The organism is Pseudomonas sp. DCA-1 (genome assembly GCF_046523955.1).
Classification (GTDB): Bacteria; Pseudomonadota; Gammaproteobacteria; order Pseudomonadales; family Pseudomonadaceae; genus Aquipseudomonas; species Aquipseudomonas putida_Y.
On record NZ_CP169881.1, the window covers coordinates 3,283,010 to 3,307,681 of the forward strand.

A 24,672-nucleotide genomic window follows, 5' to 3' on the forward strand; every position below is an offset into this window, starting at 1 on the left:
TGCCCGCGAATCAGGCGACACGGAGGATGGCACCGGCTTCGCCGGTGTTCGCAGGCATGCCCGCTCCCACAGGGGAAACCGGTTGCCCTTGGCAACGGCTTAGAGCTTGCCGACCAAGCGAGCGGTGCGGTCCACGGCAATGCGGGTTTTCTCTACCAGCTCATCCAGCTCGCTGTGGTTGGCGATCAAGGCCGGGGCCATGATCATTCGGCCCAAGGTCGAGCGTATGATCACCCCTTCCTCGAAACCAAAGGTGCGGCACTGCCAGGCCAAGTCGTTCTCGTTGGCAAAGCGCTTGCGCGTCGGCTTGTGCTCGGCGAACTGCAGCGCCGCCACCAGCCCGGCCCCTTGCACCTGGCCGATCAATGGGTGATCGACAAACACTTCCCGCAGAATGCGCTGCAGGTACGGCCCCGTGTCGTCCTTCACCTGGCGCACGATGCCTTCGTCACGCAACGCCTTCAGGTTGGCGATGGCCACTGCCGCCGCCACCGGGTGGCCGGAATAGGTCAGGCCGTGGGCAAAGACCCCGCCGCGCTCTACCAATGCCTCGGCTATGCGTTTGCTCAGCACCAGGCCCCCCATGGGCACATAGCCGCTGGTCAGGCCCTTGGCAATCGACAGGGTGTCGGGCTCGAAGCCGAAGTATTCATGGGCGAACCATTCGCCGGTGCGACCAAAGCCACCGATCACCTCATCGGCGCACAGCAGCACGTCGTACTGGCGGCAGATACGCTGGATTTCCGGCCAGTAGCTTTCAGGCGGGAAGATCATGCCGCCCGCCCCCTGGAAGGGTTCGGCAATGAAGCCGGCAACGTTTTCGGCACCCAGCTCGAGGATCTTTTCCTCCAGTTGCAGGGCGCAGCGGCGGCCGAACTCGGCCGGGGTCAGTTCACCGCCCTCGGCGTACCAGTAGGGTTCGTCGATGTGTGCCACATCCGGAATCAGCCCGCCCATGTCGTGCATGAACTTCATGCCGCCCAGCGCCGTGGCCGCCAGGGTCGAGCCGTGGTAGCCGTTCCAGCGGCCGATCATGATTTTCTTGCTTGGCTGGCCAACCACCTGCCAGTAGCGGCGTACGGTGCGGATCAGTACCTCGTTGGCCTCGGAGCCAGAGTTGGTGTAGATCGCGTGGCTGTAGTGCCCCGGCAGCAGGCTGAACAGCAACTCGGACAGTTCGATCACCGCCGGGTGGGTGGTGTGGAAGAACATGTTGTAGTAGGCCAACTGATCCATCTGCGTGGCCGCAGCGGCCGTCAGGTCACGGCGGCCATAACCGAGCTGGGTGCACCACAGGCCGGACATGCCATCCAGGTAGCGCTTGCCCTCACTGTCCCACAGGTGCAGGCGTTCGCCACCGACGATCACCCGCGGCCCTTCGGCGTTCAGCGCCTTCTGGTCGAGGAAGGCATGAATGTGGTGGGCTGCATCGGCTGCCTGGTAGTCACGGGTCTGGCGTTGCGGGGCGAAAGGCGCGTTCATTGTTGGTTTTCCTTTGCGGTGGGGTTGCAGGGCGGCTGGCGTTCAGCGCAGCTTGCCCATGTAGCTTTCCAGCGGGTCCTTGCCCAGCACGCCCTGGGCATTGGCCAGTGCATCGATGAACAGGGAGAACAGTTCGGACTGGGTGCCGATGTCGAGCTTGGCGTAGACGTTCTTGCGGTGCGACTTGATGGTGTCCTCCGACACGCCCAGCCGCTCGGCCAGCGACTTGGTCGAGTGGCCACGCAGGATCAGCTGGGCGATACGGCATTCACGCTCGGTCAACAGCGAGCTGCCGAAGTTGTTCAGGGCGGCATGGATACGTTGCTCGAGGATGTTCTCGAAGCGGCCTGCGCGGCTGTCCAGCCCGGCAAAATGCTTGCCGAGTACCGCCAGCACCCAAGGCGTGATGAGCCCGAACCGCGTGCGGCTTTGCCCATCCAGCTTGTCGGTGAAGGCCAGCGACACCGCCAGGCTTTGCCCGGGCGCCACCTGCAGGATGTAGTTGAGTTCATCCTCCAGGTGCGAGTGGCGATAGAACGATTGGTAGTACTCGCTGACCTCGAAGTGATCGGGTGCCACTTCGAACAGGCCGTAGCAGCCGGATTCGACCTGTTCCACGCAAGCACCGTAGAACGGGTCGAGCAGGTAGAAGCCCGACAGGTAGCGGCTGACATTGCCCTCGGGCTGCCAAGGCGCCTTGTCATCCTGCTCGAACAGCGCACAGGGCATGCCGTCGTGCGGGTACAGGTACACCGTGGTCGCCTGGATCGGCCGGATCACACCCAGTGCCGCAAACAGGCTGGCGGCAAAGCCCGGCCGGCCGATCGCCTCGGTGACCTTGGCCTGGTGCTCGAACCATTGTTCTGAAAGCAGTTGATTAGTCACTGTGGGCCTGCCGTTTCTTTTCAGTGGCACCGCCGCCAGTGCGGTGCGTCGTTGAGCAGATACTCCCACGGCGCTGCTGGCACCGGAATCACCCTTTGGGGTGAGCCGGGCAAGGGCAGTGGCCGCTCACCCCAAAGGGTGATTCCGGGTACCTGCAGGGTGTGGGAGCATCGACCTGCCCCAGCGCTGCGAGCTTTCCGCTCGACCTCCTTGCACAACACCCAACGGTTGCGAGCCCGCTCGCCTGCCGCGGTGTCCTGCATCCCTTTTCAGGAGTTAGCAATGCATACAACAACAAGTACAGCCCATAGCCCCGCCCCGCATGCACCCTCGCAACCCGGCACCAGCACAGGCCGCTTCCGCAAGTCCATGAGCATGACCGCCCTGGTGCTATTTGGCTTGGCCTACATGGTGCCCCTGGCCGTATTCACCACCTACGGGCTGGTCACCCAGATGACCAAAGGGCACCTGCCCACCGCCTACCTGCTCACGCTCGCCGCCATGCTGCTGACCGCTTACAGTTACGGCCGCATGGTCCAGGCCCATCCCTACTCCGGCTCGGTCTACACCTACACGCGCAAGGCCTTCGGCAGCCATATCGGCTTCATCACCGGTTGGACACTGCTGCTCGACTACATCTTCCTGCCGCTGCTCAGCTACCTGCTGATCGGCATCTACATGTCGGAATACTTCCCGACCATCCATGCCTGGGTGTGGGTGGCGGGCTCCATTGCCCTGGTCACCTTCCTCAACCTGATCGGCATCGAGTCGATCACCCGGGTCAACTGGATACTGGTAGTGGTGCAACTGGTGTTCATCATCGTCTTCGTCGCCCTGTCCATTCTCAAGCTCAGCGGACAGGCGGAGCCGGTGTCGCTGCTGGCCCCCTTCCACCACGAAGGCTTCAGCGTGCCGTTGATCATGACCGGCGCCGCCGTACTGTGCCTGTCGTTCCTCGGTTTCGATGCGGTATCGACCATGGCTGAGGAAACCAGCAACCCGACCTACCGCATTCCCGTGGCGATTCTTGCGGTGTCGTTGATCGGCGGGCTGCTGTTTCTGGTGGTGTCTTACTGCGCACAGATGGTGTTCCCCGACTGGGGCAGCTTCGCCGACCCGGATTCGGCCTCGGTGGACGTGATGCGCCGGGTGGGCGGCGAGCTGCTGGTAACCGCCTTCACCGCGACCTACGTGGCCGGCTGCTTTGCCTCGGCCATGGTGTCCCAGGCCAGCGTGTCGCGCGTACTGTTCGCCATGGGCCGTGACGGCGCATTGCCGCGGGCATTCGGCCAGCTGGTGACGAAAAAGCGCGTGCCGGCCACTGCCATCCTGGTGGTCAGCCTGCTGTCGCTGATCGCCCTGGTGATCACCCTGGATACCGTGGCCAACATGATCAGCTTTGGTGCACTGTTCGCCTTCTCGGCGGTGAACCTGGCGGTGGTCAAGCACTACCTGGTCGACCAGAAACTGCGCGGTTGCCGCAACGGCCTGCTGTACGGCGTAATTCCCGGGCTGGGCTTTATCAGCACGCTGTGGCTATGGAGCAGCCTGACCAGCCTGTCGTTCACCATCGGTCTGTGCTGGATGGGCATGGGCCTGTTGGTGCTACTGGGGCTGACCCGGGCGTTGCGCGTGAAGCTGCCAGAGCTGCAGATGGCCGAGTGACACCTGAAGACTTGCGCGCCTTTGCCTCGCGGGAACCGGTGCTGGAACGCAAGGCCGGGCGCCGAGGCGGTGCGCGCATTCATGGGTTTAACCTGTGCCGGCCGCTTCGCGGTCTTACCTGCTGAGAGGCCGGCACTGGTGCTCCAGGCTGTATACAATCAGCAAAAAGCTTGCTTACAATACCTAGCGCCTATGACATCGGTAATCGCCGATGCGTATTGCGCAGGCTTGCACCATGTCATCTACAAACCCTGTAAAAACGCTACTCGTCAAAAACGCCGCGCTGCTGGTCACCATGGACGGCGAGCGCCGCGAGATCAAGAACGGCGGCCTGTTCATCGAAGACAACCTGATCAGGCAAGTCGGCCCCAGCGATACCCTCCCGCAGCACGCCGACGTGGTTCTGGACATGGCCGGCAAAGTGGTCATCCCAGGGCTGGTCAACACCCACCACCACATGTACCAGAGCCTCACCCGCGTGGTACCGGCAGCTCAGGACGGCGAGCTGTTCAACTGGTTGACCAACCTGTACCCGATCTGGGCGCGCCTGACCCCCGAGATGATCGCGGTGTCGACCCAGACCGCCATGGCCGAGCTGATTCTCTCCGGCTGCACCACCTCCAGCGACCACCTGTATATCTACCCCAACGGTTGCAGGCTCGACGACAGCATCCACGCGGCTGCCGAGATCGGCATGCGCTTCCACGCCGCGCGCGGCAGCATGAGCGTGGGCCAGAGCCAAGGCGGCCTGCCACCTGACTCGGTGGTGGAAAAGGAAGCCGACATCCTCAAGGAGTCGCAACGTCTGATCGAGGACTACCACGATGCCAGCCACGGCTCGATGCGCCGCATTGTGGTCGCGCCATGCTCGCCGTTCTCGGTCAGCCGCGATCTGATGCGCGAAGCTGCCGTGCTGGCGCGCCAGTATGGGGTGTCGCTGCACACCCACCTGGCCGAGAACGTCAACGACATCGCCTACAGCCGCGAGAAGTTCGGCATGACCCCTGCCGAGTACGCCGAAGACCTTGGCTGGGTCGGCCACGATGTATGGCATGCCCACTGCGTGCAGCTCGACCAGCACGGCATCGAGCTGTTCGCCCGCACCGGCACCGGCGTGGCCCACTGCCCATGCTCGAACATGCGACTGGCCTCGGGCATCGCCCCGGTGCGCAAGATGCGCGACCATGGCGTACCGGTGGGCCTTGGGGTCGACGGCTCGGCCTCCAACGACGGCGCCAGCATGATCGGCGAAGTGCGCCAGGCCCTGCTACTGCAACGGGTGGGCTTCGGCCCTGACGCGATGACTGCACGCGAAGCACTGGAGATTGCCACCCTGGGTGGCGCGAAAGTGCTCAACCGCAATGATATCGGCGCCCTGGCCCCTGGCATGGTCGCCGATTTCGTCGCCTTCGACCTGGGCCATGTGGCGTATGCCGGCGGCCACCACGACCCATTGGCAGCACTGGTGTTCTGCACCCCGACCCAGGTGCATACCAGCGTGATCAACGGCCGCATCGTGGTGAAAGACGGCCAGCTGACCACTGTCGACCTGCCGCGCGTACTGGAGCGCCACAACCAGCTGGCACATCAGTTGGTCAGTGGCACTTGATGCCAGGCATCAGCTCGGCATCGCTGGGTTGAATGAAGGTAGTGCGCAGCCCTTTTGGGCTGCGCTGTCACGCAGCGAGATGTCCACTCAAAGGTCCATGACCATCTCATGCCAGGCCATGCCGCCGTGTTCCGACGGTGACGGTTTCACGTACTGGTAGCCCAGCTTCTGGTACAGGGCCACATGCTGCTCCTTGCACATCAGGTGAATGGCCTGCTTGCCCGCCGCGTGCATGCGTCCAATGAATTCGTTCATCAACACTTTGGCGTAGCCTTTGCCCTGGTGGGCCGGGTCTACAACCACCGACATGATCACCACGTTCGCTGCCGCCGGGTCATGGCCGACCAGCTCTTTGAATGCCTCGTCGGACATCACGACCTCGTGGGCGCAACCACTGTTGATGAAACCAACGATCTCGCCGTCACTTTCCAGCACCAGGAAGCCTTGTGGGTACTGCGTGATACGCGTGCGGATTTTCTCCAGCGTGGCTGCCTCATCCCCTTCATAGGCGCCAATTTCGATGGCGTAGCAACGCTCGGCATCTGCGGGGACGGGGGTGCGAAACTGGAGGGCGCTCATGGCAAGTATCCTTGGCAATGGTAAAGGCAGCCGCCATGATAAATGAGCATCGTCCTTGCGCTCCATCATTGCGAACTCGCCCAGGTCGGGCGTGTGATGCTTGCTGCTTGCCAAGGACGGCAAGCATCATGGGAGCCTTGCTCTATTGCCACGGATACGCCGATGACCGCTGTAACTTCCCCCACCACCGAACCAAGCCGCTGCAAACGCCTGAAAGCGGCCAGCAGCAGGGATCATGACAGCGTTGATCAACTGGTGATGGCAGCGCGGCCTTTCGAGAACCGCGCGCGTTATGGACGCTTCCTGCAGGTGCAGCACCGCTTTCATGGCAGCCTGCTGGCGTTGTATCAGGATGAACAACTCAACCAGCAACTGCCTGGGCTGGCGGCGCTGTCGCGTTTCGCGGCGGTAGAGGCCGACCTGCTCGACCTGGGCCTGCCACTGCCAACGTCCCCCCAACCGGTCTGCGTCAGCTCGGCCCAGGCCCTGGGATGGCTGTATTGCAGTGAAGGTTCGAACCTGGGGGCGGCGTTTTTGTTCAGGCACACACAACGTCTTGGGCTGGATGGCGACAAGGGCGCCCGCCACCTGGCCCCCCACCCGGATGGCCGAGCGCTGCATTGGCGCGAGTTTGTTGCCAGGCTGGACAGCCTGGTGCTGGAGGAACAGGAAGAAGCAGAGGTGGTGGCAGGCGCGATTGCTGCGTTCGACAGTTATCGGGGGCATCTGCGTGAGGTATTTGCAGGCAGTTGACTGAGCGCAATGGCACCTGTAGCGGGTACTGCCCAGCACCAGCCACCCCGGCAAAGTTCTTCAAGTTGTTGCTGCAGCGAACTTTTTCTTGATTCCCTGTCTATGTGTGAGGCGCAGAAAGGTAGCGGAACGCGAGACAAGGTTCGCCCCACACCTGCTGGCCAGATGGCTCAATTGTTATCAGAGGTTGGCTACGCTCATGAAAATACATGTCGCAAGGTTGGTGCTGCTCGGCCTGTTCTCGTTCGCGGCGGTGGGCACGGCATCGGCAACACAAATGAAAGCCACCGAGGCAGTTGCACCGGCCGTTCAATCACCGTTGCAACCAGCCGGCAACCCTTGGTCCAGGGTGGCCAGTGCAGCCGTTGAACAGCCGGCCACGCTGCTGGCGCATGATGACGATCGCTGGCATGGCCACCGAAGCGACTGGCGCCGCGAACAGTGGCGCCGTGAACAAGCCCGGCGGGACTGGGAGCGGCGGCGCGACTGGGAACGGCGCCGAGATTGGGAGCGCCGCCATGAGCGCGCCATGCGCCAGCGTCATCATGACGAGCATCGCTACTACCGCCGTTGAAGCCCAGGCGAGCGTGCAGGCGCGGTGTCAGTCGGCCAGCTGGTGAGCATCGCCCGCCGCCTCTGCCTCCATCTTCAAGCGGTCAGCCTTGCAGATGTACCTGGGCTTGCGCGGCGCCAGTTTGGCACTGGCCTTCTTGGCATGCGCCTGCAACAGTTGCTTGATCTTCTTACGACGGTTCATGGTCCACGGGGCCTGTCAGTACGGTTTAGCTGCCGCCATCATACCTCGGCAGCCTGGGGAAAACGCGGGCAAAGGCCAAGTTCATGCCTGCTACGGCCGCAGCAAGACACATGATTCGCCGCGTTGACGTTATTTTCACAGTCCGCAGATTAGCGTCACGCCCTTTCCGGCCACGAGCACAACCGCTGGCCGCCAAGGTACGACGAGGCATACGTGTCACACACTACATCCCCCGCCGCGCACAAGCGCGTGGACTGGGCCGGCTTGGGCTGGCTCTTGCTGTTCTTCTGGTATTTCTCCGGCGTAACCCAGGCGCTACTGCTGTTCAGTGGGACTACCGGCTTCGCCGGTTTTCGCGATGCGCTATTCCTCAGCAGCCTGTGGCTGGCACCCGTCCTGTTGCTGCCGCGCTTCACCCGCACCACCGCGGCAATCATCGGCCTGGTGCTGTGGGCTGCATCGCTGGTGGGCCTGAGCTACTTCGGCATTTATCGCCAGGAGTTTTCACAAAGCGTCATCTTTGTGATGTTCGAGTCCAACACCGCCGAGGCCGGTGAGTACTTCAGCCAATACTTCAGCGTGTGGCTGGGCCTGGCACTGGTGCTATACACGCTGGTTGCGGTACTGCTTTGGCGGCGCGTACGCCCGGTCAGCCTGCCGCTGCGCAGCCGCCTGCCGGTGGTCGTGCTATTGCTGGTGGCCAACCTGGTGTGGCCGTTCTACAAGCAGATGGTCACCCAAGAACGCAACTTCGCCGATGCGCTCGAAAAAGTGCAGCAGCGCATGGAACCGGCCGTACCTTGGCAGTTGCTGGTCGGCTACCGCCAGTATCGCCAACAGCTGGACAACATGCAGAAGCTGCTGGCCCAGAATGCCGCATTGCCACCGCTGCAAAACCTGCGTGACAGCAGTGGCAAGGCGCCACGCACCCTGGTACTGGTGCTGGGCGAGTCGACTACCCGCGAGCACATGCACCTGTATGGCTATAACCGCGACACCACGCCCAACCTCGACGCGCTAGCCGCCAGTGACAAGGGCCTGACCGTGTTCCGCGACGTAGTATCGCCGCGCCCCTACACCATCGAAGTGATGCAGCAGATCCTCACGTTCGGCGACGAGCAGAACCCGGACCGCTTCCTCAGCGCCCCATCGCTGATCAACCTGATGAAACAGGCAGGCTACAAGACCTTCTGGATCACCAACCAGCAGACCATGACCAAGCGCAACACCATGCTTACCACCTTCTCGCAGCAGACGGACGCGCCGGTGTACCTGAACAACCAGCGCAACCAGAATGCCAGCCAGTACGATGACGTGGTGCTGGCACCGTTCGAGAAAGCCCTGCAAGACCCTGCGCCCAACAAATTCATCATCGTGCACTTGCTGGGCACGCACATGGACTACCGCTACCGCTACCCGGACGACTACGCGCACTTCAACGACAGGCAGGGCGTGCCAGGCACGCTGACGGCGGACCAGGTAGAAACCTATAACTTCTATGACAACGCGGTGCGCTACAACGACTATGTGGTGTCGACCCTGATCAAGCGTTATTCGGCAGGCAACCCCAATGGGTTCCTGATGTACCTGTCCGATCATGGTGAAGACGTGTACAGCTCCGGTGACCACGACCGCCTGGGGCGCAACGAAGGCGCACCAACCCGGCCGATGTATACCATTCCGTTCCTGCTGTGGACCTCGCCTAGCTGGCAGGCCGACCACCCGCGTGACTTGCAGGCAATGGCCAACCGCCCGTACAGCAGCTCACACCTGATTCACACCCTGTCTGACCTGGCCGGGTTGAGTTATGACCTCTATGAACCGGCCAAGAGCCTGGTCAGCCCACAGTTCTTGGTAGCGCCACGCTGGATCGGCGACCCATACCGCAAGGATGGCTTGCGCGAGTTCGATCAGCTACCGCGGGACAAGGCCGACGGGGTACAGGAAACAGCCAGCACCCGGCAGTAATGAGGCCACGGGTCATGCAGGGCAGCTTCCCTGCCGGGCACTCCCCCGCACCGCCTCGGCCAACTTGCGCAGGTTGGCCTGGTGCGCATTCACCAGGCTGGTGATGCTGTTGTCCGCGGCAGTCTGCACCGACGTACGGCAGGTCAGCTCGGCCTGCCCTTGCTGCTTGAGGCGCCACACGGCCTCCAGCGAGGCGTAGCGCCCTGGTACCGTGTCGAAGCGCTGCACATCCACCCGCAGCGACGCCTTGCCACCGCCCGCCGGGCCGCCCAACTGGTCCTGCAGGGCGCTGCGGAATTCATCCACCAGGTTGGCGCCCCACCACTCCGTCTCCAGGATGGCCAGGCCGCTCTGCCCTTGCCGCACCACCAACTGTGGGCGGTCGACCTGGGGCGGCACAGCCACCCTGACTACCTGTATGCGCTGGCCGCTGCCACGCACCGGTTCGCTCGGTACCAGCGTGTGGTAGTTGTTCGGCGTACTGCTGCAGCCCCCGAGCCACACCAGCAGGCTGGCCACACATACATTGCGCAGTCGTTGCATCGGCTGTCTCCTCAGGGTTCAAGGTCTGCGGCCCCGGCCGCTTTCGGCCGGCCACGAATCAGCGACTCGGGGTGGCGGCCCAGGTAATCGGCAAGGTCACGTAGCGAACGCGACATGCGCTCCAGCTCGTCCAGTGTTTCGCTCATTCGCTGGCGCTGTGGCGAGTCTTCGGAAATGGCCGAGTTGGCCGTACGCAGGGTCTTGTGCACCTCGTCCAGCGCCACGTTCACGTCCGGCAGTGTCTGGCCATTGAACTGCCTGAGGCTGGCGCGCAGCTCACGCAGGCTGCCGTCCAGGTTACCGGCGATGCTTTCCAGCGGCAGCTTGGCAATGCGCTCCACTACCCGCTGCAACTGTTCCTGCAACTGCTCAAGGCTGCCGGGCAGCGTCGGGATCGTGATGGGGTTGGCAGCCATGTCGAAGGTCACCTTGGGTGCATCCGGGTAGAAATCCAGCGAAATAAACATCTGCCCGGTGATCAGGTTGCCGCTACGCGCCTGGGCCCGCAGCCCATGTTCGACAAAAGTGCCAATCAGTTTCCGCGCACCTTCCAGATCGCCCTCGGTGTGCTTGAACACTGCCAGCATCTTGCGGTGCACCGGCCCCAGCCGCTGGGGGTAGATCACCGCATCGACCACTACCGGAAAGGTCTGCCGCGCAGCATCGTAGTCAAGCTGGATCGAGGTGACCCGGCCAAACTCCACACCCTTGAACTCCACTGGCGCCCCCACCGACAGGCCACGCATGGCCTGGTCGAAGCGCAACTGCAGGTACTGCGCCTGGCCATGCGGAGGCGACAGCGCCATGTCGCGGTCGGCGAATAGCTGGAAGCGGGCCTGGTCGGCAGCAGGCTCAGCTTGTGCGGCGAAATCGGGCGAGCCGAAGGCCAGCCCGCCCACCAGAATCGACGACAGCGATTCGGTATCGACCTTCAGGCCATTGGCTCCGATCTGCATGTCGATGCCACTGGCATTCCAGAAGCGCGTGTCAGCAGTGACGAACGTGTCGTAGGGCGCCTGCACGAATACGCCAATCTCTACCCCCTTGCCATCGTCCTGGAGCGCAAAGGACACCACTTCGCCAACCGGGATCTTGCGGTAGTAGATCGAAGAGCCGATATCCAGCGAGCCCAGGTCGCTGGCAACCAGAACAAAACGCTTACCCTTTTCGTCATAGGTGATCGGCGGAGGCAGCTCCAGGCCGACAAAGGACTTTTCCGGCACTTTCGACTCGCCGGAATCGGCCCCGATGAAACTGCCCGAAAGCAACGTGTCCACCCCGGAAACCCCGCCGACACCGATGCGCGGTCGCACCACCCAGAAGCGCGCCCCTTGGGTAGCAAACGAACGGGCATCGTTGGAAAGCTGAACCTTGGCCACCACACTCTTCTTGTCGTCGGCCAAGTCCACCGTGGTCACTTCGCCGATCACCACGCTGCGGTATTTTACCTGGGTCTTGTGCGCCACCAATCCCTCGCCGCTGTGGAAAGAAATGGTGATCACCGGCCCTTGCTGCATCCAGTTGCGCACCACCAGCGAAGCGCCGATCAGGATCGCCAGGATCGGCACGATCCATACCAGCGACACACTCCAACGTCGGGTGCGCACTTCAACCTGCCCAGGGCCCTCGCGCTTGTCAGTCTGTTGCCCCATCAATGCGGCCTCCCCTCGTTGGCATGGCTATCCCAGATCAAGCGTGGATCAAAGCTCATCGCAGAGAACATGGTCAGCACCACCACCATGCCAAAAAACAAGATGCCCACGCGCGGCTCGATGGTGCCCAGCCCGCGCAGTTGCACCAGCGCAGCCACCAACGCCACTACCATCACATCGAGCATGGACCAGTAACCGATCAGCTCGACGAAGCGATACAACTGCGAACGCTGCCGGCAGGCCCAGGAAGAACCACGCTGGGCAGTGAACAGCAGCAGGCCAAGGGACAAGAACTTGATGGCAGGCACACCCACGCTGGCGATGAAGATGATCAGCGCGATGTCCCAGGCCCCGGCTTCCCAGAACTCCAGCACGCCACCGCCAATGGTGCTGTCTGTACCACTGCCGAGCATTTCGGTGTGCATCACCGGCAGCAGGTTGGCGGGGATGTAGAAAACCAGGGCTGCCAGCAGAAACGCCCAGCCACGGCTGATGGCATTGGCCTTGCGCCGGTGAATGACGGCGCCGCAACGGTCGCAGGTGTGCGCGCCACTGCGCGTGTCGCAGGCCTGGCCACAGCCATGGCACAGACACAAGCCAAGGTCGTGCGCATTGGCTGGAGTAGTCATACCTGTTCCCACAAGTCGCGGATGTCCTTGCCGGCAATGTGGATGATCAACATGCTAAGCGCAGCCAGGGCCAGCAGGCCGATACCGGGGATCACATCGAGCAGCCCCGCCAGCTTGATCACCGCCACCATCGCCCCCAGCAGACACACCTCCAGCATGCTCCAGGGCCGCAGGCTTTCCAGGCCACGCATGCACAAGGCGAAACCGGGGGCACGCGGCCGGCAAGGGCAAAACTCAACACCCAGCACAACAAGGCAATTTGCAGCAGCGGCGCAAAAATGATCGATAGCGCCATGACCAGGGCGATGAAGGTGATACTGCCGTGACTGAGGATCTGCACGGCGTCCCACAACGTGGCCGAGTGGGTCAGCCCCTGCATGCCGATGGTCATGACCGGGTAATAGTTGGCGAATACCAGCAGGACGCCGCCCGTCACACTCAATGCCAGCCGCTGCTCAATGGTCAGTGACCTGTGCCGGTACAGCACGCCGCCACAGCGCTGGCAAAGGGCACGTTGATGTTTGAGCAGCGGTGCCCGGTGGTACACCGTGTCGCAATACTCGCAGATGATCAGATCTTGCGTCTGGCTCATGTCTTGCCCACAGGAAGCCTTGCATCAGGCCAAGAGGCTAATCGGAACGGCGTCTGATATCCGGTGTAGCCTATCTGGGCAAAACTTCCATCACCGCGTCAAAGGCGAACTATCCTGTGGGGCGGGCTTTTCGCCCGGTGGAGGTGTGCCATGCGTACGTTCACGTGGAGTTACCTGTTGCTGCTGTGCGCAGCATCGGCCGCCCAGGCGCAGTCGGTGGTGCCGCTCAAGGGTCAGAGCAGCCAGCAGATGCAACTGGATATCAACGATTGCAATACCGTCGCCACCAATGCCGCAAACGGCACGGCGACGTCCAGCGACCCACATGTCGGTGGCCGGGTTCGCGGTGCAACTGCGGGTGCGGCCGCCGGTGCTGTAGGCGCGCAGGTGCGCGGCAACCAGCATGACGCGCTGTATGACCGGGTGGGTGACGATGCCAAGCAGCAATACCGGCAGAACCGTGCCGGCGAAGCAGCCGCCGCCGGGGCCGCGGTCGGTGGCATGCGCCAGCGTCAGGACCGGCGCCAGGACAGGCGCGGCCAGGACGAGGCAAAAACCCAGGCCCATGCCAGTGCCTACAGCGGTTGCCTGCAGGGGCGCGGCTATCAGGTCAACCCCTGAGCAATGCCACGCCATGCGCCTCCTGCCGGGGAAGCATGGCGTGCTCAGTTCAGGAACTTCGCCAGCTCTTCCCGACAAAATTCCACGAACAACTGCGCCGGTTTGGTCAGCTGGACTCGCTTCAACCGCGCCGCAGCCAGCCCCGACAGCGCCACCGGCTCTGCAATGTCGAGCATTGCCAGGCGCTGGCCGTCATAGGTGTATTCCGAGTGCGGGCGGGTTACCAGCAACGAAAAACCGAAACCCTGACCCACCATTCCACGCACCATCTCAATTGATGGCGAACTGAAGACAATGTTCGGTGCCAGGCCCATATCGTTGAACAGGCTGACGAAGTATGTGCGGCTAGGGGCCACGTCCAGCAGGATCATCGGTTCCGGGCACAGGTCGCGCAGCGAGACCTGGGCCTGGCCGGCAAAGCGGTGGTTCTCTGGTAGCAGCACATAGGGCTTCTGCGGCGGCATCAGAGGTTCGGCCTCAATGGTGCCGTCCAGGTCGTGGTCATAGAGAAACGCCAGGTCGAAGGTACCGGCGGTCAGGCCCTGGATCAGGTCCTGCTGTTCACCGTCACGCAGGCGAATGTCCACACCCGGGTAACGCTGGCGAAAACCGGCTATCAGGCGAGGCAGGTACAGCGGTGCCACGGTTTCGAAACAGCCGATGTCGATTTGCCCGGCGACGGTATCGTTGTCGGCCAGGGCGTTCTGTTCGAACTCATGGGCCATCTGCAGCAGCGACTTGGTCTTGGCGTAGAAGCGTTTGCCGCTGGGCGTCAATGACACGCCCTGGGCGTGGTGGCGGATGAATAGCTGTACACCGAAACTTTCCTCCAGACTCTTGATAGCCGTGGAGATGGACGGCTGGGCGATATACAGCTGGCGTGACGCTTCGGCCACACTGCCCGCTTCCACGGTGGTGACGAAGTACTTCAGTTGTCGCAAGGTATAAGCAGCCACAGGGTACCTCTCTGACGCTGGTCTGGGCAGACTGGGATCGTGCCTCACACTTTACCCTTGGCTATAGCTGAGCGGGCGCTGAGCGCTGAAGGATTTACCTATACCTTGAACAGTTTTTTTGTATGGGCCGGGTTGCCCCGGCCCGGTGCATCACTCAAACCCGGGGTTCGCCCGAATGCAGTCGTCACCAATCTGCTTGTACCCCGACTCACAGGGCATTCCGCAAACTGGAGCCGCGCCGCGCTTACGCCGGGACAGCGTTGCAGGCGGCTCAGTGGTATCTGCCTGATCCTCATCATCGACGTCTGGCAGGTCTTTCATCGGTTCTTCTTGCATGCATTTCACTCCTTGGTGGGTTGCTAAGGCCAGGCCAACGATAGGTCGTGCGTGCGCTGTCGCGCAGCTGGAAACAGGTCCCAGAGGCACTGCAGCCACTGGTCAAAAACGCCCGAGCGTCTTTACTGATAGTCATCGGCCCAGGCAAGCGGTGTGCGCTAATGAAGATCGTGGTCACCAGCATCCTCGTCGACGACCAGGCCAAGGCCCTGGCTTTCTACCACTACGTACTCGGTTTCGAGCCCAGACACGACATTCCCATGGGCCGGCACCGCTGGCTGACTCTGACTTCGCCCAACGACCCCAATGGCGTCGAACTGCTGCTGGAACCCGACGCGCATCCGGCAGCCAAGGTGTACAAGGCCGCGCTCAAGCAGGATGGCATCCCCGCCACCTCGTTCGGCGTGCGTGACATCCAGGCCGAATACATGCGGCTATGTGCAGCAGGTGTGAAGTTCATCCGGCCACCTACCCCAATGGGGCCGGTTACCGTGGCGGTGTTCGATGATACGTGCGGCAACCTGATCCAGATTGCCCAGAAGCACTAGCCGGTTGCCCTTACCCCACTGCGCACCCACAAGGAAAAAAGATGCGCCACGAATTCAGCGAAGTGCTCAACGACCTGGTCGACTACTTTCTGCTCGGCGATATCCAGTTGCTCGAGCGCTTCAAGCAAGACCATCAACTGCCCGACGACCTGGCCCATGCGTTCACCCACGGTGACAGCGGCGACCAGGCTGTGCGCGAAGGTGTCGTGTTGCCGCTGGCCGGTGTCGACAACCTGCCCTACCGCATCCTGTTCACCCTCGATAACCACACACCGGCCCTGCGCGAGGCCGGCAGCCGTCTGAAGCACCGGCGCAATGGCTATGTACTGCGGGTCGAGCACGGTGCGCTGATGCTGTACACCTGGCGCATCCTGCAGCACTTCACGCCCAAGACCCTGGGTGACCTGATGGCGCGTTACCAGGTGACAGGGCGGCCGATCATCGAACTGGACAATGGCTGGTACGACGTGGAGGTGCTGGCGGGGGCACTGGTGCGCGACGGGTTGTACGAGCCGGCGTTCGAGTTCGTGTTGAAGAAGCGCTGGAGCCGGGGTGAGGCGACAGCTGTGGATACCGGGTACGCATTCGGGCTACGTGGCTACTTCGACTGATTGATCGCCTGTGCTTGCCCGCGAAGGAGCCAGCACAGGCAAACTCGACCTTCAGGTGTGATTGATATCCCGATCCTTGGTCTCAGGCAGGAAGAAGATCCCCAGCACCGCCGTCATCAGGGCAATCACGACCGGGTACCACAAGCCGTAGTAGATATCTCCGGTCGCTGCCACCATGGCAAACGCCACGGTCGGCAGGAAGCCGCCGAACCAGCCATTACCGATGTGGTAAGGCAGCGACATCGAGGTGTAGCGGATACGCGCCGGGAACAGCTCCACCAGCCAGGCGGCAATCGGGCCGTAGACCATGGTCACGTAGATCACCAGAATGGTCAGCAGTAACAGCACCATCGGGTAGTGGATCTTCGCCGGGTCGGCCTTTTCTGGGTAGCCCGCCTCTTTCAACGCACCACTCAAGGCTGCGGTAAACGCTTCGCTCTGCACCTTGAAGTCCGCCGCAGCCAGGCTGCTGCCGTCAAAACTCGGCAGTACTCGCTCACCTATGCGGATCTGCGCCACGCTGCCGGGTTCAGCCGCTTCGTTGGTATAGGGAATGGCGCGCTTGGCCAGCAGGCTCTTGGCAATGTCGCAGGAGGTGGTGAATTTGGCCTTGCCCACCGGGTCGAACTGAAATGCGCACTGATCTGGGTCGGCCACCACCACTACCGGGTTCTGCTCCTGGGCAACGAACACATCCGGGTTGCCGTACTCGGTCAGGGCCTTGAAGATCGGGAAGTAGGTCAGCGCGGCGATGATGCAGCCGGCCATGATGATCTTCTTGCGGCCAATCCGGTCGGACAGGCTACCGAAAATGATGAAGAACGGCGTGCCGATCAGCAGCGAGCCGGCAATCAGCAGGTTGGCAGTCTGCGGATCGATCTTGAGCATCTGCAACAGGAAGAACAACGCGTAGAACTGCCCCGTGTACCACACCACGGCCTGGCCGGCGGTACCACCGAGCAGCGACATGATCACCACCTTGAGGTTGTCCCAGCGGGCAAACGACTCAGTCAGCGGGGCCTTGGATGCTTTGCCTTCGGCCTTCATCTTCATGAACACCGGCGACTCGTTGAGCTGCATGCGGATGTACACCGAAATCGCCAGCAACAGGATCGACAGCAGGAACGGCACCCTCCAGCCCCAGGCTTCGAACACTTCCGTCCCCATGGCCGTGCGGCATGCCATGATCACCAGCAAAGACAGAAACAGCCCCAACGTGGCAGTGGTCTGGATCCAGGCGGTGAAAAAGCCGCGTCGGCCCTTGGGTGCATGTTCAGCCACATACGTGGCCGCGCCGCCGTATTCGCCACCCAAGGCCAGGCCTTGCAGCAAACGCAAGGTAATCAGGATGATCGGCGCAGCCACGCCGATCGCACTGTAGCTTGGTAGCAGGCCCACCAGTGCCGTAGACAGGCCCATGATGACTATGGTGATTAGGAAGGTGTGCTTGCGCCCGATCATGTCGCCCAGGCGGCCGAACACGATGGCTCCGAACGGCCGTACGGCAAAGCCGGCAGCAAAGGCCAGCAAGGCAAAGATGAATGAGGTGGTTTCATTGACGCCTGCAAAGAAATGCCTGGCGATGATCGCGGCGAGTGAGCCATACAGGTAGAAGTCGTACCACTCGAATACCGTACCAAGGGACGAGGCGAAGATGACCTTGCGCTCCTCCTTGGTGATACCGCGTTGGGGCGCGCTGCCCGTGGATGTGCTGTCGAGAACCGCCATGGGTTGCCTCCGTCATGTTGTCATGCAGGCCGGAGCACCTCACAACCACTTCACCGTCGCACCCAGGCCCTGGCGCTTGCTTTGGTTGCGCGAAGCACGACGAGGCGGGCCGCCTCGGATCGCAGCAAGGTTCATGAAGCATAATCGGGATTGGCTGGATATCCACCCGCCGGGCCCTGCACGAGAGGGCGGCCTGGACGACACGCAGCACCGGGGTGCCGGGCGATAGCGGGTTGGCTGACGATTTTGGCGAGGGCGGTTTCACCCGCCAGACGTTACCGGCCCCTTCAACTCGACCTGATTACCATCCGGGTCATAGCAGTACAGCGAAAGCCCCTCGCCTTCGGCGCCATAACGCTTCTCTGCAGGTTCCACTTTTACCCCGGCGGCTTCCAGATAGGCAGTCAATGCGGCCTCGTCGAACGGCTCGATGCGCAGGCAGAAATGGTGCAGGTTGCGCCCCTCCACCCCCGGTGCAGCCCCACCTGGCTGCCCCAGCGGCCCGTCCAGGGTCACCAGGTCGATCATCGCCGCGCCCGTGGCCAAATGCACCATGCCCAGGTCTTCGCGCACGCGGCTGACCGTGCAGCCGAGCAGCTCGGTGTAAAAGGCAACACTGCGCGGCAGGTCGCGGACCCGCAACACAAGGTGGTCGATTTGCTTGATGGTGAACGGTCGCATGCCAGGCTCCTTGTGGCGTGTTTGCAAAAGCGTGCGCCACCATAGCGCAGGTTCACGCGGCGTGACCAGAATCAGCTATTCGTTCACCAAGCGTTGCAGTACACCCCCTTCATGGCGCGTCAGGATACGCAGCAGTTGGTCGACCAGCGCCCGGTCTGGCGCATCCAGGTGGAAGTGGTGCCCGCCTGGGTGCCAGGAGACTTTCGCGTGGCTGGGCAAGGCGGCCTGACGCCGGGTAAAGGCCTCGCCGGTGAACGCCCCCTGGCGGCCGAACAGCAGGTACAACGGGCAGCGGATCTGGCTGAGCAGGTCGCATGCTTCGCGCTCGGTCAGTGGCATGGGCTCGGGCAATACCAGGCGCGGGTCGTGGCGCCAGCAATAGCCATCGCCCAGTTGAAGCAGGTCGCGCAGCGCCAGCAGCCGAGCGGCATCTTCCGACAGTTCGGTGTCCAGACGCTCGCGGCGTTGTGCCAAAGCGGTGTCCAGGTCGTCGAAGCGACCGACATCGGGCTCGGCAAAACCCGGCAACTGGCTGCGCTGTACCATGCGCTTGAGCCGGTAGGCCCGCGCCAGGTGCTGCACCCGGTCATCCTCGGCCACCGTGAACGGTGCACCCATGCCGTCGAGGAAGGTCATGCTGGCAATGCCACTGGTCATGGCCGCCAGCAGCGACGCTATACCGGTGCCCATACCATGGGCCAGCACATGAAATTGCGCCAGGCCCAGGCTGTCGGTCACCGCCAACATGTCTTCGGCATGCTCCCACAGGTAATAGCCACTGTCGTGGCGACGATGGCCAGAACGGCCATGGCCGATCAGGTCGGGGGCCACCACGAAGCAGCCGTCCAGCATCGGTGCCAGGCGCTCGAACGAGGCAGCGTTATCTAGCCAGCCATGCAAGGCCAATATGGGAATACCGTCTTCTTGCCCCCAGGTACGGACCGCTATTTCAATACCATCGAGGTCTAGCAGGTGGTCTTTCGGACTGCACAGCGAACGCATTGCAATTCTCCTTGGCTGAGGCCTGCACCATGACCTGTCCCACCCTCTCGCAGATCCTCCCTCGCTGCCAGCCCCTCACCGACCCGCACATGCGCAGGACCGACCGCTGCCAAACAACTATCTACCGCACACCGACGCCTTGATCAGCGTGGACTATCTCACTCCACAAAAGAGATGGTTACCATGACAACCCCGACACCGTTGCATCAAAGCCAGATAACCCGATCGTTACCGAAATGGAGCAAGGCGCTCCAACCCACGCATACACGCAAAGTGGTGCAGAGCCTGTACAAGGAGTATCTCGATGAAGATGGCAGCCCTTACGCGTGGTATGCCACTGCCGATGAGCCAACGCGCGAGCAGTTGCACAACGCGTTGCAAACCCGTAACAAACGGCTGGCGCAAGTCAAGCAGGCGCTGGGCGAGTTCAAGGACATCATTGCGTTCTGCGGCCCTCTGCTGACCGAGCGGTTGGGGGTGAATGTGCCCGTAGACAGGGCGCAGTATGTGTTCCAGCCCTTTGAGTCAGAGGCCAACATCTGGGTCGGCGTTCCCGATGTGGAAACACCTTTGGTCCCGGACGTGGATGCGGATGTGCTGGCTACTCGCCCGGCAGGCCAGCCGCAAACACGCAGCTTGCTGGAGGCTGCCCTGCACAACTTCGAGGGGCTGGACGAAGTCGGCCCCTACAGCAGGCTCACCAACGCCGCAGGCAGCGACACCCCCCTGGCAGGCCTGACGATGGCGGACTTCGTCAGGCATTGTCGGGCGCTGGACCTTGGCAAACGCTATCAAGACCATCTGCTTGCAACCCATGAAGGCGCCAATCGCGCTGAGATCCAGCGCCTGTCGATTGCAGCGAACCGTGAGACGTTGAGGGTCCAGGCATTGATCGCCAAGCTCAAAGGCCTGCTGAGCAAGGCCGGGCTCGATGCGCTTGCGCAACTGTGCGACGGCAGCCCTCACCCCACCTATGACAACGAGGCGTTGCATTGCTGGAACTTCAACCTCTTCGATGTCCCCGTCCACGAAGTACTGTTCATTGGGCCAGACAACCCTTACCGCCAGAACCCCTGCATCGTGTATATCCCTGGCGACAGCGAGCACCCGATAAGGGAGTTCGCTTCTCGTCAGGAAGCGGGCAAGCACCTGCGCAGTCGGCTATTGCAAAGCGAGTTTCGTCGAGCCTTGGTGCATTTCGCCTACAAGGACAGGCAAAAAGAACTCGCCGGAAAGCTGGAGATCGCGCTGTTCGAAGAGAATGAAGCGGGCATACGCAAACCCCGAATCATGCCAGTGATCCCTTTCACGCTCTCGCCAATCAGAATCGACCCTTGGGCGACCTTGTACAACGCACACCTTGCGCGCATGAAGGCCGACGCAAAAACCATTGCAGTCCCTACCGCCGAAGTCGACGCCAACGCCCGACACGAGCGTCTGAAGTACTGGTTCGACCTGGGTATGAACGTGCTGAATGTCGCCGCGTTCTTCGTGCCGGGGCTGAACACGGTCATGCTAGGCGTTTTTGCTTACGACCTGATGAGCTCGGTTTTCACCGGGTTCGAGGCCTGGGAAGAAGGAGATACCCGTCAGGCACTGGCACAGCTGGAATCGTTGGCCATCAACGCGGGGGTGATTGCCGGCTTTGCAGCGGGCGCCAGGGTTGTCCAGGCCTCTGGCTTTGTAGATGCTTTGAAGAGTGTGTGGCATGAAGACAAGGAAGTGCTTTGGCACCCCGACATGAAACCCTATGCGAGCACGGTGGCTATTCCTGAGGGGGCTCAACCCGATTTGCTCGGCCATGTGCACGTCGACGGGAAGACCTACCTGAAGCTGGATGGGACCCTGTACGAGGTGTTTCAGGACGCTGATCAGCAGTGGCGCGTGCGCCACCCAGAGGATGCGCAGGCCTATGCCCCACGTTTGCTGCATCATGGTGATGCCCGCTGGCAACTGGCCCATGAACAGCCTCTGGAATGGGACCGCGAACAGCTCGCGCGCCGCCTCGGCAGCCATGGCGCAGGCCTGGACGACAGCGAACTGGACCATGCCATGCGCAGTACCGGTACCGATCCAGACGTACTGCGACGCGCCCAGGCAGCGGGCCTGCGTCCACCCGCCTTGTTGCTCGACGCGCTGCAGCGGTTGCAACTGGACAATCAGACACAACAAATCATCAACTGTGTACGCCATGGGTTGCCGCTAGCTGCGTACAAGAACTTTGCCTTGCCCGAGTTGCTGCGCCTGCCGGGGTGGCCCGAAGGGAAGGTGCTGAAGGTTTACCAAGGGCCAGAGCCCTGGGGCGAATCGGTGCGCTACGGCCCTCCTGACACGCTGGGCCAAGTAGAAATCGAGGTTACCCGAACCGATCTGGACAATGGCCAGTTGAGCCAGACCGTGCTGGATCAGATGGATGAAGACGCCATTGAGCAGTTGCTCGGTGACACACCAACCGAGCACCGAGCGTCCGCACTGAACAACAAGCTCGCGCAACACCTGGAACAGCATCGCAAGGCGCTGTTCGAGAGCCTGCACCAAAGACGCCGTCCCACACGCCCGCCAATCGCACAAACCCTCGCCCGGCAGTTTCCCGGGCTACCGGACAGCGCGCTTGAAGAATTGCTTGCCAACATCAGCAACGCTGAACGGGAACGCCTGACCAACGGACGGGTGCCGCTGCGCATTGCCGAGGAAGCACGCCTTCTGCAAGCTCGAGCGCGGCTTGACCGCGCCCTCCTCGGCCTGTTCAGGCCCAGCCTGGCCAACGACGACAGCCTACGCATCAAACAGGCGCTGCAAGCCACGCACCCGCAGGCTGACCCGGCCCGGTTGCTGCAACTTGCCCTTGACGATCGCCAGCACTGCGCCTCACTGATCGGCCAACAACCCATCAACCCCAGGTTCCGCTCCCCTTTGCGGTTGGCCAACGGCCAGCTGGGCTATCCCCTGAGCGGTCGTGGCTTGCAAGGACGAATCTTGCCTGCTGCACGTCGACTCCGGGCGCTCTACCCTGAACTCAGCAGCGAGCAAATCAGTGGGCTGCAAGCCGAACTGGCTCGAGGAGGCGACCTGGGTAGCGCGATCAACCAGCTGGAAGTCGAGCAGCGCACCCTCAACCGGGATCTCAACCGCTGGGTAAGCACCGCCCGCACCCTTGAAGAGCGCTTTGATCGCCAGCAATGCACCGAGCGACTGATGAGTGCTTCGCGCCGTGAAGGCGGCGTGCAAGCCGAAACACTGGTACTGGACCGTATGCAACTCGAAGCGCTACCCGCTTTCACTGCACGCATGCCGCATATCCGCAATCTCAGGCTCGAGGGGCTGCAGATGCAGCACCTGGAGGGCAGCTTCCTGGCAAACTTCCCTAACCTGGAAACTCTGGAAATCGTCGGCAACCCGGACATCGATGCCGAAACATTGTTCGAGGCGCTCAGGTCAGCACCGCGGCTGCGCGAGCTGGGCCTGACTGACAATGGCTTGACCACCCTTTCACCCACCGCCCAACAGGCCATCGGGGCAATGCCCGGCCTGCGGCTACTGTGGCTCAGCCGCAACCGGCTGCAACTCGACACCAACAGTTTAGGCTTCCTGACGCGCTTGCCCCTGGACGCCCTCGGCCTGGGTCACAATCAAATCACCCTCGACGAAAGCCTTGCCGCCCAGTTTCAGGACATGATCCACCCCACTGTACTGCACCTGTCAGGCAACCCACTGCGACTGGCGCCCGACCTGCGCTTCATGGCGCGTCTTGTCCACCTGGAACTTGAGCGTTGCGAACTGCAGCAATGGCCCGACAGCCTGACAGTCCTGATGAGCCAGCCCCAGTACCAACTGCGCTATCTGAACCTTTCGTCCAACCGCATTCGTACCCTGCCAGACTTGCCTGGCGTGCTGCGTACCCCTTTTGCCCGCGATGTCGCCGCGCACTTGCCGGAGCGCCGCTGGCTGTTCAACTACAACACCCTGGAAGCCCAGACTCGTGCACGCCTGGGCAGCAGCGGCGTCAACGTATTCGAGCACGCAGAAGACGTGCCACTGTGGCAAGGCATTTTCCGTGGCGAGGCGAGCAGTGCCGAGGAGCAACTGTGGAGCGACCTGTTCGACCAAGGTGAAAACGCAGCGCTGCTGGGGGTACTCGAACGCCTTGCCCAATCGGCCGAAGCGCAGCGTGATGGCGAGGCCCTGAGGGCACGCGTCTGGAAGCTGTTGGATGACGCGGCCCACGACACGGCCCTGCGTGAACGCCTCGCCACCGTGGCCGGCGACTTCCCGCCAACCTGTGGTGACGCAGGTGCCGACGCGTTCAGTGCCCTGGAGATAGAAGTGCTGGCCCACGAAGCAGCAGCCGCCGCCGGTAGTCGACCGGCTGATCTACTGAGCCTGTATGGCAAGTTGTATCGACGCAGTCAGGTCAATCAACTGGCCGACCGCATCAGCTGGAGAAGGTCCTTGCGCAAACAGGCACTGCTCGATGGGGTCTTCGATGAAAACCTCCCCGCTTACGATGAGCTCGACGATCCCTCAGCCTTTCCAGACAGCGAACTTCAGACGGGGCTGGTGGACGATATCGAGGTACGCCTGGCCTTGCGCCAGTCCTTGGCCAGCGCGCTGGACTATCCTGAGCCGAGCCGAGGCATGCTGTACCGCCATACGGCCAGAATCAACGATACAGTCATCGAAAGGGTGCAAGCTGCGGTCCTTTCCCTGGACAGGGATGCCACCGCCCGGGAGCAATGGTTGAACCAGCAGCCGGGCTGGGCCGAGTACTTGAAACGAGAGCATGCGGCACAGTTCAGCCTGATCACCGACTTTTGGCGGCCGGGCCTTGATTATCTCTATTACTGCCTGGATGAAACCGCCGACCCGGTCACGTCCCTGGACAGCTCTGTGCTCCGAGCCTTGGCCACGGTCATGCCTGAAAGCCCTGTGGATGCTCAAGGCGTTCTGCGTCGCGTCGTGATCAACGAGCAGCAGTATCGCCAGGGCGTGGACGCGCTGACTGCCGAGCAGCAGCAGGTTGAAACGGGTCTGCTGACCAGTCTCACCCGCCAGACGCAAACAATCGGCCGCTAAAC

The 24,672-nt window shown here is 62.2% G+C and carries 21 protein-coding genes and 1 pseudogene; 9 read left to right on the forward strand and 13 right to left on the reverse strand.

Translation table 11 applies throughout. From position 1 onward, the window contains the following. Positions 1–99 precede the first annotated feature (99 nt). Both ACE4QZ_RS15435 and ACE4QZ_RS15440 read right to left on the reverse strand, forming a co-directional pair. The gene (locus ACE4QZ_RS15435; protein WP_021784818.1) at positions 100–1,482 is read right to left on the reverse strand and encodes an aspartate aminotransferase family protein; all 1,383 of its coding nucleotides are present in this window, start codon (positions 1,480–1,482) and stop codon (positions 100–102) included. Between the two features lie 42 nt (positions 1,483–1,524). Beyond that, positions 1,525–2,367 carry a helix-turn-helix transcriptional regulator gene (locus ACE4QZ_RS15440; protein ID WP_010953510.1) on the reverse strand — a complete coding sequence of 281 codons (843 nt, stop codon included), beginning with the start codon at positions 2,365–2,367 and terminating at the stop codon, positions 1,525–1,527. 282 nt (positions 2,368–2,649) lie between these two features. Between ACE4QZ_RS15440 and ACE4QZ_RS15445 the strand changes: the two genes are divergently transcribed. Together ACE4QZ_RS15445 and ACE4QZ_RS15450 are read left to right on the forward strand one after the other, a co-directional pair. Next, the gene (locus ACE4QZ_RS15445; protein WP_021783118.1) at positions 2,650–4,032 is read left to right on the forward strand and encodes an APC family permease; all 1,383 of its coding nucleotides are present in this window, start codon (positions 2,650–2,652) and stop codon (positions 4,030–4,032) included. A 235-nt stretch (positions 4,033–4,267) separates the two neighbouring features. Further along, the gene (locus ACE4QZ_RS15450; RefSeq protein ID WP_021783119.1) at positions 4,268–5,641 is read left to right on the forward strand and encodes an 8-oxoguanine deaminase; all 1,374 of its coding nucleotides are present in this window, start codon (positions 4,268–4,270) and stop codon (positions 5,639–5,641) included. 87 nt (positions 5,642–5,728) lie between these two features. Here ACE4QZ_RS15450 and ACE4QZ_RS15455 read toward each other — a convergent pair whose 3' ends face one another. Further along, a complete protein-coding gene (locus tag ACE4QZ_RS15455) occupies positions 5,729–6,220 on the reverse strand; it encodes a GNAT family N-acetyltransferase (protein WP_021783120.1) in 492 nt (163 codons plus the stop codon). 162 nt (positions 6,221–6,382) lie between these two features. On the opposite strand from ACE4QZ_RS15455, the gene ACE4QZ_RS15460 reads away from it, so the two are divergent. Further along, positions 6,383–6,973, forward strand: a complete 591-nt coding sequence (locus ACE4QZ_RS15460) for a biliverdin-producing heme oxygenase (protein ID WP_021783121.1) — start codon at positions 6,383–6,385, stop codon at positions 6,971–6,973. Positions 6,974–7,172: 199 nt separating this feature from the next. Continuing rightward, on the forward strand, positions 7,173–7,547 hold the full coding sequence (locus ACE4QZ_RS15465; RefSeq protein WP_028698074.1) for a hypothetical protein: 375 nt from the start codon (positions 7,173–7,175) through the stop codon (positions 7,545–7,547). A 27-nt stretch (positions 7,548–7,574) separates the two neighbouring features. On the opposite strand, the gene ACE4QZ_RS15470 is transcribed toward ACE4QZ_RS15465, so the two are convergent. Further along, the gene (locus ACE4QZ_RS15470) at positions 7,575–7,730 is read right to left on the reverse strand and encodes a DUF2986 domain-containing protein (RefSeq protein WP_021783123.1); all 156 of its coding nucleotides are present in this window, start codon (positions 7,728–7,730) and stop codon (positions 7,575–7,577) included. Between the two features lie 213 nt (positions 7,731–7,943). Between ACE4QZ_RS15470 and ACE4QZ_RS15475 the strand changes: the two genes are divergently transcribed. Further along, positions 7,944–9,698 carry a phosphoethanolamine transferase CptA gene (locus ACE4QZ_RS15475; RefSeq protein WP_080671104.1) on the forward strand — a complete coding sequence of 585 codons (1,755 nt, stop codon included), beginning with the start codon at positions 7,944–7,946 and terminating at the stop codon, positions 9,696–9,698. A gap of 12 nt (positions 9,699–9,710) precedes the next feature. On the opposite strand, the gene ACE4QZ_RS15480 is transcribed toward ACE4QZ_RS15475, so the two are convergent. The 4 genes and pseudogenes from ACE4QZ_RS15480 to ACE4QZ_RS15495 form a co-directional block, all read right to left on the reverse strand. After that, positions 9,711–10,241: a membrane integrity-associated transporter subunit PqiC gene (locus tag ACE4QZ_RS15480; protein WP_021783125.1), complete on the reverse strand. Its 531-nt coding sequence runs from the start codon at positions 10,239–10,241 to the stop codon at positions 9,711–9,713. Between the two features lie 11 nt (positions 10,242–10,252). After that, positions 10,253–11,893, reverse strand: coding sequence for an intermembrane transport protein PqiB (locus ACE4QZ_RS15485; RefSeq protein ID WP_021783126.1), 1,641 nt, complete (start codon positions 11,891–11,893; stop codon positions 10,253–10,255). Next, complete coding sequence (locus ACE4QZ_RS15490) at positions 11,893–12,522, reverse strand: paraquat-inducible protein A (protein ID WP_021783127.1); 630 nt, start codon at positions 12,520–12,522, stop codon at positions 11,893–11,895. The genes ACE4QZ_RS15485 and ACE4QZ_RS15490 overlap by 1 nt, the downstream gene beginning before the upstream one ends. Continuing rightward, positions 12,519–13,114: pseudogene (locus ACE4QZ_RS15495) on the reverse strand (paraquat-inducible protein A). The gene ACE4QZ_RS15490 and the pseudogene ACE4QZ_RS15495 overlap by 4 nt, the downstream one beginning before the upstream one ends. 150 nt (positions 13,115–13,264) lie before the next feature. Here ACE4QZ_RS15495 and ACE4QZ_RS15500 point away from each other — a divergent pair. Beyond that, positions 13,265–13,735: a YMGG-like glycine zipper-containing protein gene (locus tag ACE4QZ_RS15500; RefSeq protein ID WP_021783128.1), complete on the forward strand. Its 471-nt coding sequence runs from the start codon at positions 13,265–13,267 to the stop codon at positions 13,733–13,735. A gap of 44 nt (positions 13,736–13,779) precedes the next feature. On the opposite strand, the gene ACE4QZ_RS15505 is transcribed toward ACE4QZ_RS15500, so the two are convergent. Continuing rightward, positions 13,780–14,691 (reverse strand): LysR family transcriptional regulator, encoded by a 912-nt coding sequence (locus ACE4QZ_RS15505; RefSeq protein ID WP_021783129.1) that lies wholly within the window; start codon positions 14,689–14,691, stop codon positions 13,780–13,782. A gap of 150 nt (positions 14,692–14,841) precedes the next feature. Then, entirely contained in the window at positions 14,842–15,027 is a 186-nt protein-coding gene (locus ACE4QZ_RS15510; protein ID WP_021783130.1) for a hypothetical protein, read from the reverse strand. Positions 15,028–15,188: 161 nt separating this feature from the next. Here ACE4QZ_RS15510 and ACE4QZ_RS15515 point away from each other — a divergent pair, with 161 nt between their 5' ends. After that, positions 15,189–15,575: a VOC family protein gene (locus ACE4QZ_RS15515; protein ID WP_021783131.1), complete on the forward strand. Its 387-nt coding sequence runs from the start codon at positions 15,189–15,191 to the stop codon at positions 15,573–15,575. Between the two features lie 41 nt (positions 15,576–15,616). Beyond that, entirely contained in the window at positions 15,617–16,186 is a 570-nt protein-coding gene (locus ACE4QZ_RS15520) for a hypothetical protein (RefSeq protein WP_021783132.1), read from the forward strand. Positions 16,187–16,237: 51 nt separating this feature from the next. Here ACE4QZ_RS15520 and ACE4QZ_RS15525 read toward each other — a convergent pair whose 3' ends face one another. The 3 genes from ACE4QZ_RS15525 to ACE4QZ_RS15535 all read right to left on the reverse strand — a co-directional run bounded on the left by ACE4QZ_RS15525 (position 16,238) and on the right by ACE4QZ_RS15535 (position 19,597). Continuing rightward, positions 16,238–17,914, reverse strand: coding sequence for an MFS transporter (locus ACE4QZ_RS15525; RefSeq protein ID WP_021783133.1), 1,677 nt, complete (start codon positions 17,912–17,914; stop codon positions 16,238–16,240). 261 nt (positions 17,915–18,175) lie between these two features. Further along, positions 18,176–18,595 carry a VOC family protein gene (locus tag ACE4QZ_RS15530; RefSeq protein WP_021783134.1) on the reverse strand — a complete coding sequence of 140 codons (420 nt, stop codon included), beginning with the start codon at positions 18,593–18,595 and terminating at the stop codon, positions 18,176–18,178. A gap of 75 nt (positions 18,596–18,670) precedes the next feature. Further along, positions 18,671–19,597: an alpha/beta fold hydrolase gene (locus ACE4QZ_RS15535; RefSeq protein ID WP_021783135.1), complete on the reverse strand. Its 927-nt coding sequence runs from the start codon at positions 19,595–19,597 to the stop codon at positions 18,671–18,673. Positions 19,598–19,780: 183 nt separating this feature from the next. On the opposite strand from ACE4QZ_RS15535, the gene ACE4QZ_RS15540 reads away from it, so the two are divergent. Continuing rightward, positions 19,781–24,670 (forward strand): NEL-type E3 ubiquitin ligase domain-containing protein, encoded by a 4,890-nt coding sequence (locus tag ACE4QZ_RS15540; RefSeq protein WP_321159559.1) that lies wholly within the window; start codon positions 19,781–19,783, stop codon positions 24,668–24,670. Positions 24,671–24,672: the final 2 nt, after the last annotated feature.

What these genes read in the sequence shown, in the direction of transcription:
- ACE4QZ_RS15435 (WP_021784818.1), bottom strand. Translation starts at nt 1,482, where the DNA reads ATGAACGCGCCTTTCGCCCCGCAACGCCAGACCCGTGACTACCAGGCA.
- ACE4QZ_RS15445 (WP_021783118.1), top strand. Translation starts at nt 2,650, where the DNA reads ATGCATACAACAACAAGTACAGCCCATAGCCCCGCCCCGCATGCACCC.
- ACE4QZ_RS15450 (WP_021783119.1), top strand. Translation starts at nt 4,268, where the DNA reads ATGTCATCTACAAACCCTGTAAAAACGCTACTCGTCAAAAACGCCGCG.
- ACE4QZ_RS15455 (WP_021783120.1), bottom strand. Translation starts at nt 6,220, where the DNA reads ATGAGCGCCCTCCAGTTTCGCACCCCCGTCCCCGCAGATGCCGAGCGT.
- ACE4QZ_RS15460 (WP_021783121.1), top strand. Translation starts at nt 6,383, where the DNA reads ATGACCGCTGTAACTTCCCCCACCACCGAACCAAGCCGCTGCAAACGC.
- ACE4QZ_RS15465 (WP_028698074.1), top strand. Translation starts at nt 7,173, where the DNA reads ATGAAAATACATGTCGCAAGGTTGGTGCTGCTCGGCCTGTTCTCGTTC.
- ACE4QZ_RS15470 (WP_021783123.1), bottom strand. Translation starts at nt 7,730, where the DNA reads ATGAACCGTCGTAAGAAGATCAAGCAACTGTTGCAGGCGCATGCCAAG.
- ACE4QZ_RS15480 (WP_021783125.1), bottom strand. Translation starts at nt 10,241, where the DNA reads ATGCAACGACTGCGCAATGTATGTGTGGCCAGCCTGCTGGTGTGGCTC.
- ACE4QZ_RS15485 (WP_021783126.1), bottom strand. Translation starts at nt 11,893, where the DNA reads ATGGGGCAACAGACTGACAAGCGCGAGGGCCCTGGGCAGGTTGAAGTG.
- ACE4QZ_RS15490 (WP_021783127.1), bottom strand. Translation starts at nt 12,522, where the DNA reads ATGACTACTCCAGCCAATGCGCACGACCTTGGCTTGTGTCTGTGCCAT.
- ACE4QZ_RS15500 (WP_021783128.1), top strand. Translation starts at nt 13,265, where the DNA reads ATGCGTACGTTCACGTGGAGTTACCTGTTGCTGCTGTGCGCAGCATCG.
- ACE4QZ_RS15510 (WP_021783130.1), bottom strand. Translation starts at nt 15,027, where the DNA reads ATGCAAGAAGAACCGATGAAAGACCTGCCAGACGTCGATGATGAGGAT.
- ACE4QZ_RS15515 (WP_021783131.1), top strand. Translation starts at nt 15,189, where the DNA reads ATGAAGATCGTGGTCACCAGCATCCTCGTCGACGACCAGGCCAAGGCC.
- ACE4QZ_RS15520 (WP_021783132.1), top strand. Translation starts at nt 15,617, where the DNA reads ATGCGCCACGAATTCAGCGAAGTGCTCAACGACCTGGTCGACTACTTT.
- ACE4QZ_RS15525 (WP_021783133.1), bottom strand. Translation starts at nt 17,914, where the DNA reads ATGGCGGTTCTCGACAGCACATCCACGGGCAGCGCGCCCCAACGCGGT.
- ACE4QZ_RS15530 (WP_021783134.1), bottom strand. Translation starts at nt 18,595, where the DNA reads ATGCGACCGTTCACCATCAAGCAAATCGACCACCTTGTGTTGCGGGTC.
- ACE4QZ_RS15535 (WP_021783135.1), bottom strand. Translation starts at nt 19,597, where the DNA reads ATGCGTTCGCTGTGCAGTCCGAAAGACCACCTGCTAGACCTCGATGGT.
- ACE4QZ_RS15540 (WP_321159559.1), top strand. Translation starts at nt 19,781, where the DNA reads ATGACAACCCCGACACCGTTGCATCAAAGCCAGATAACCCGATCGTTA.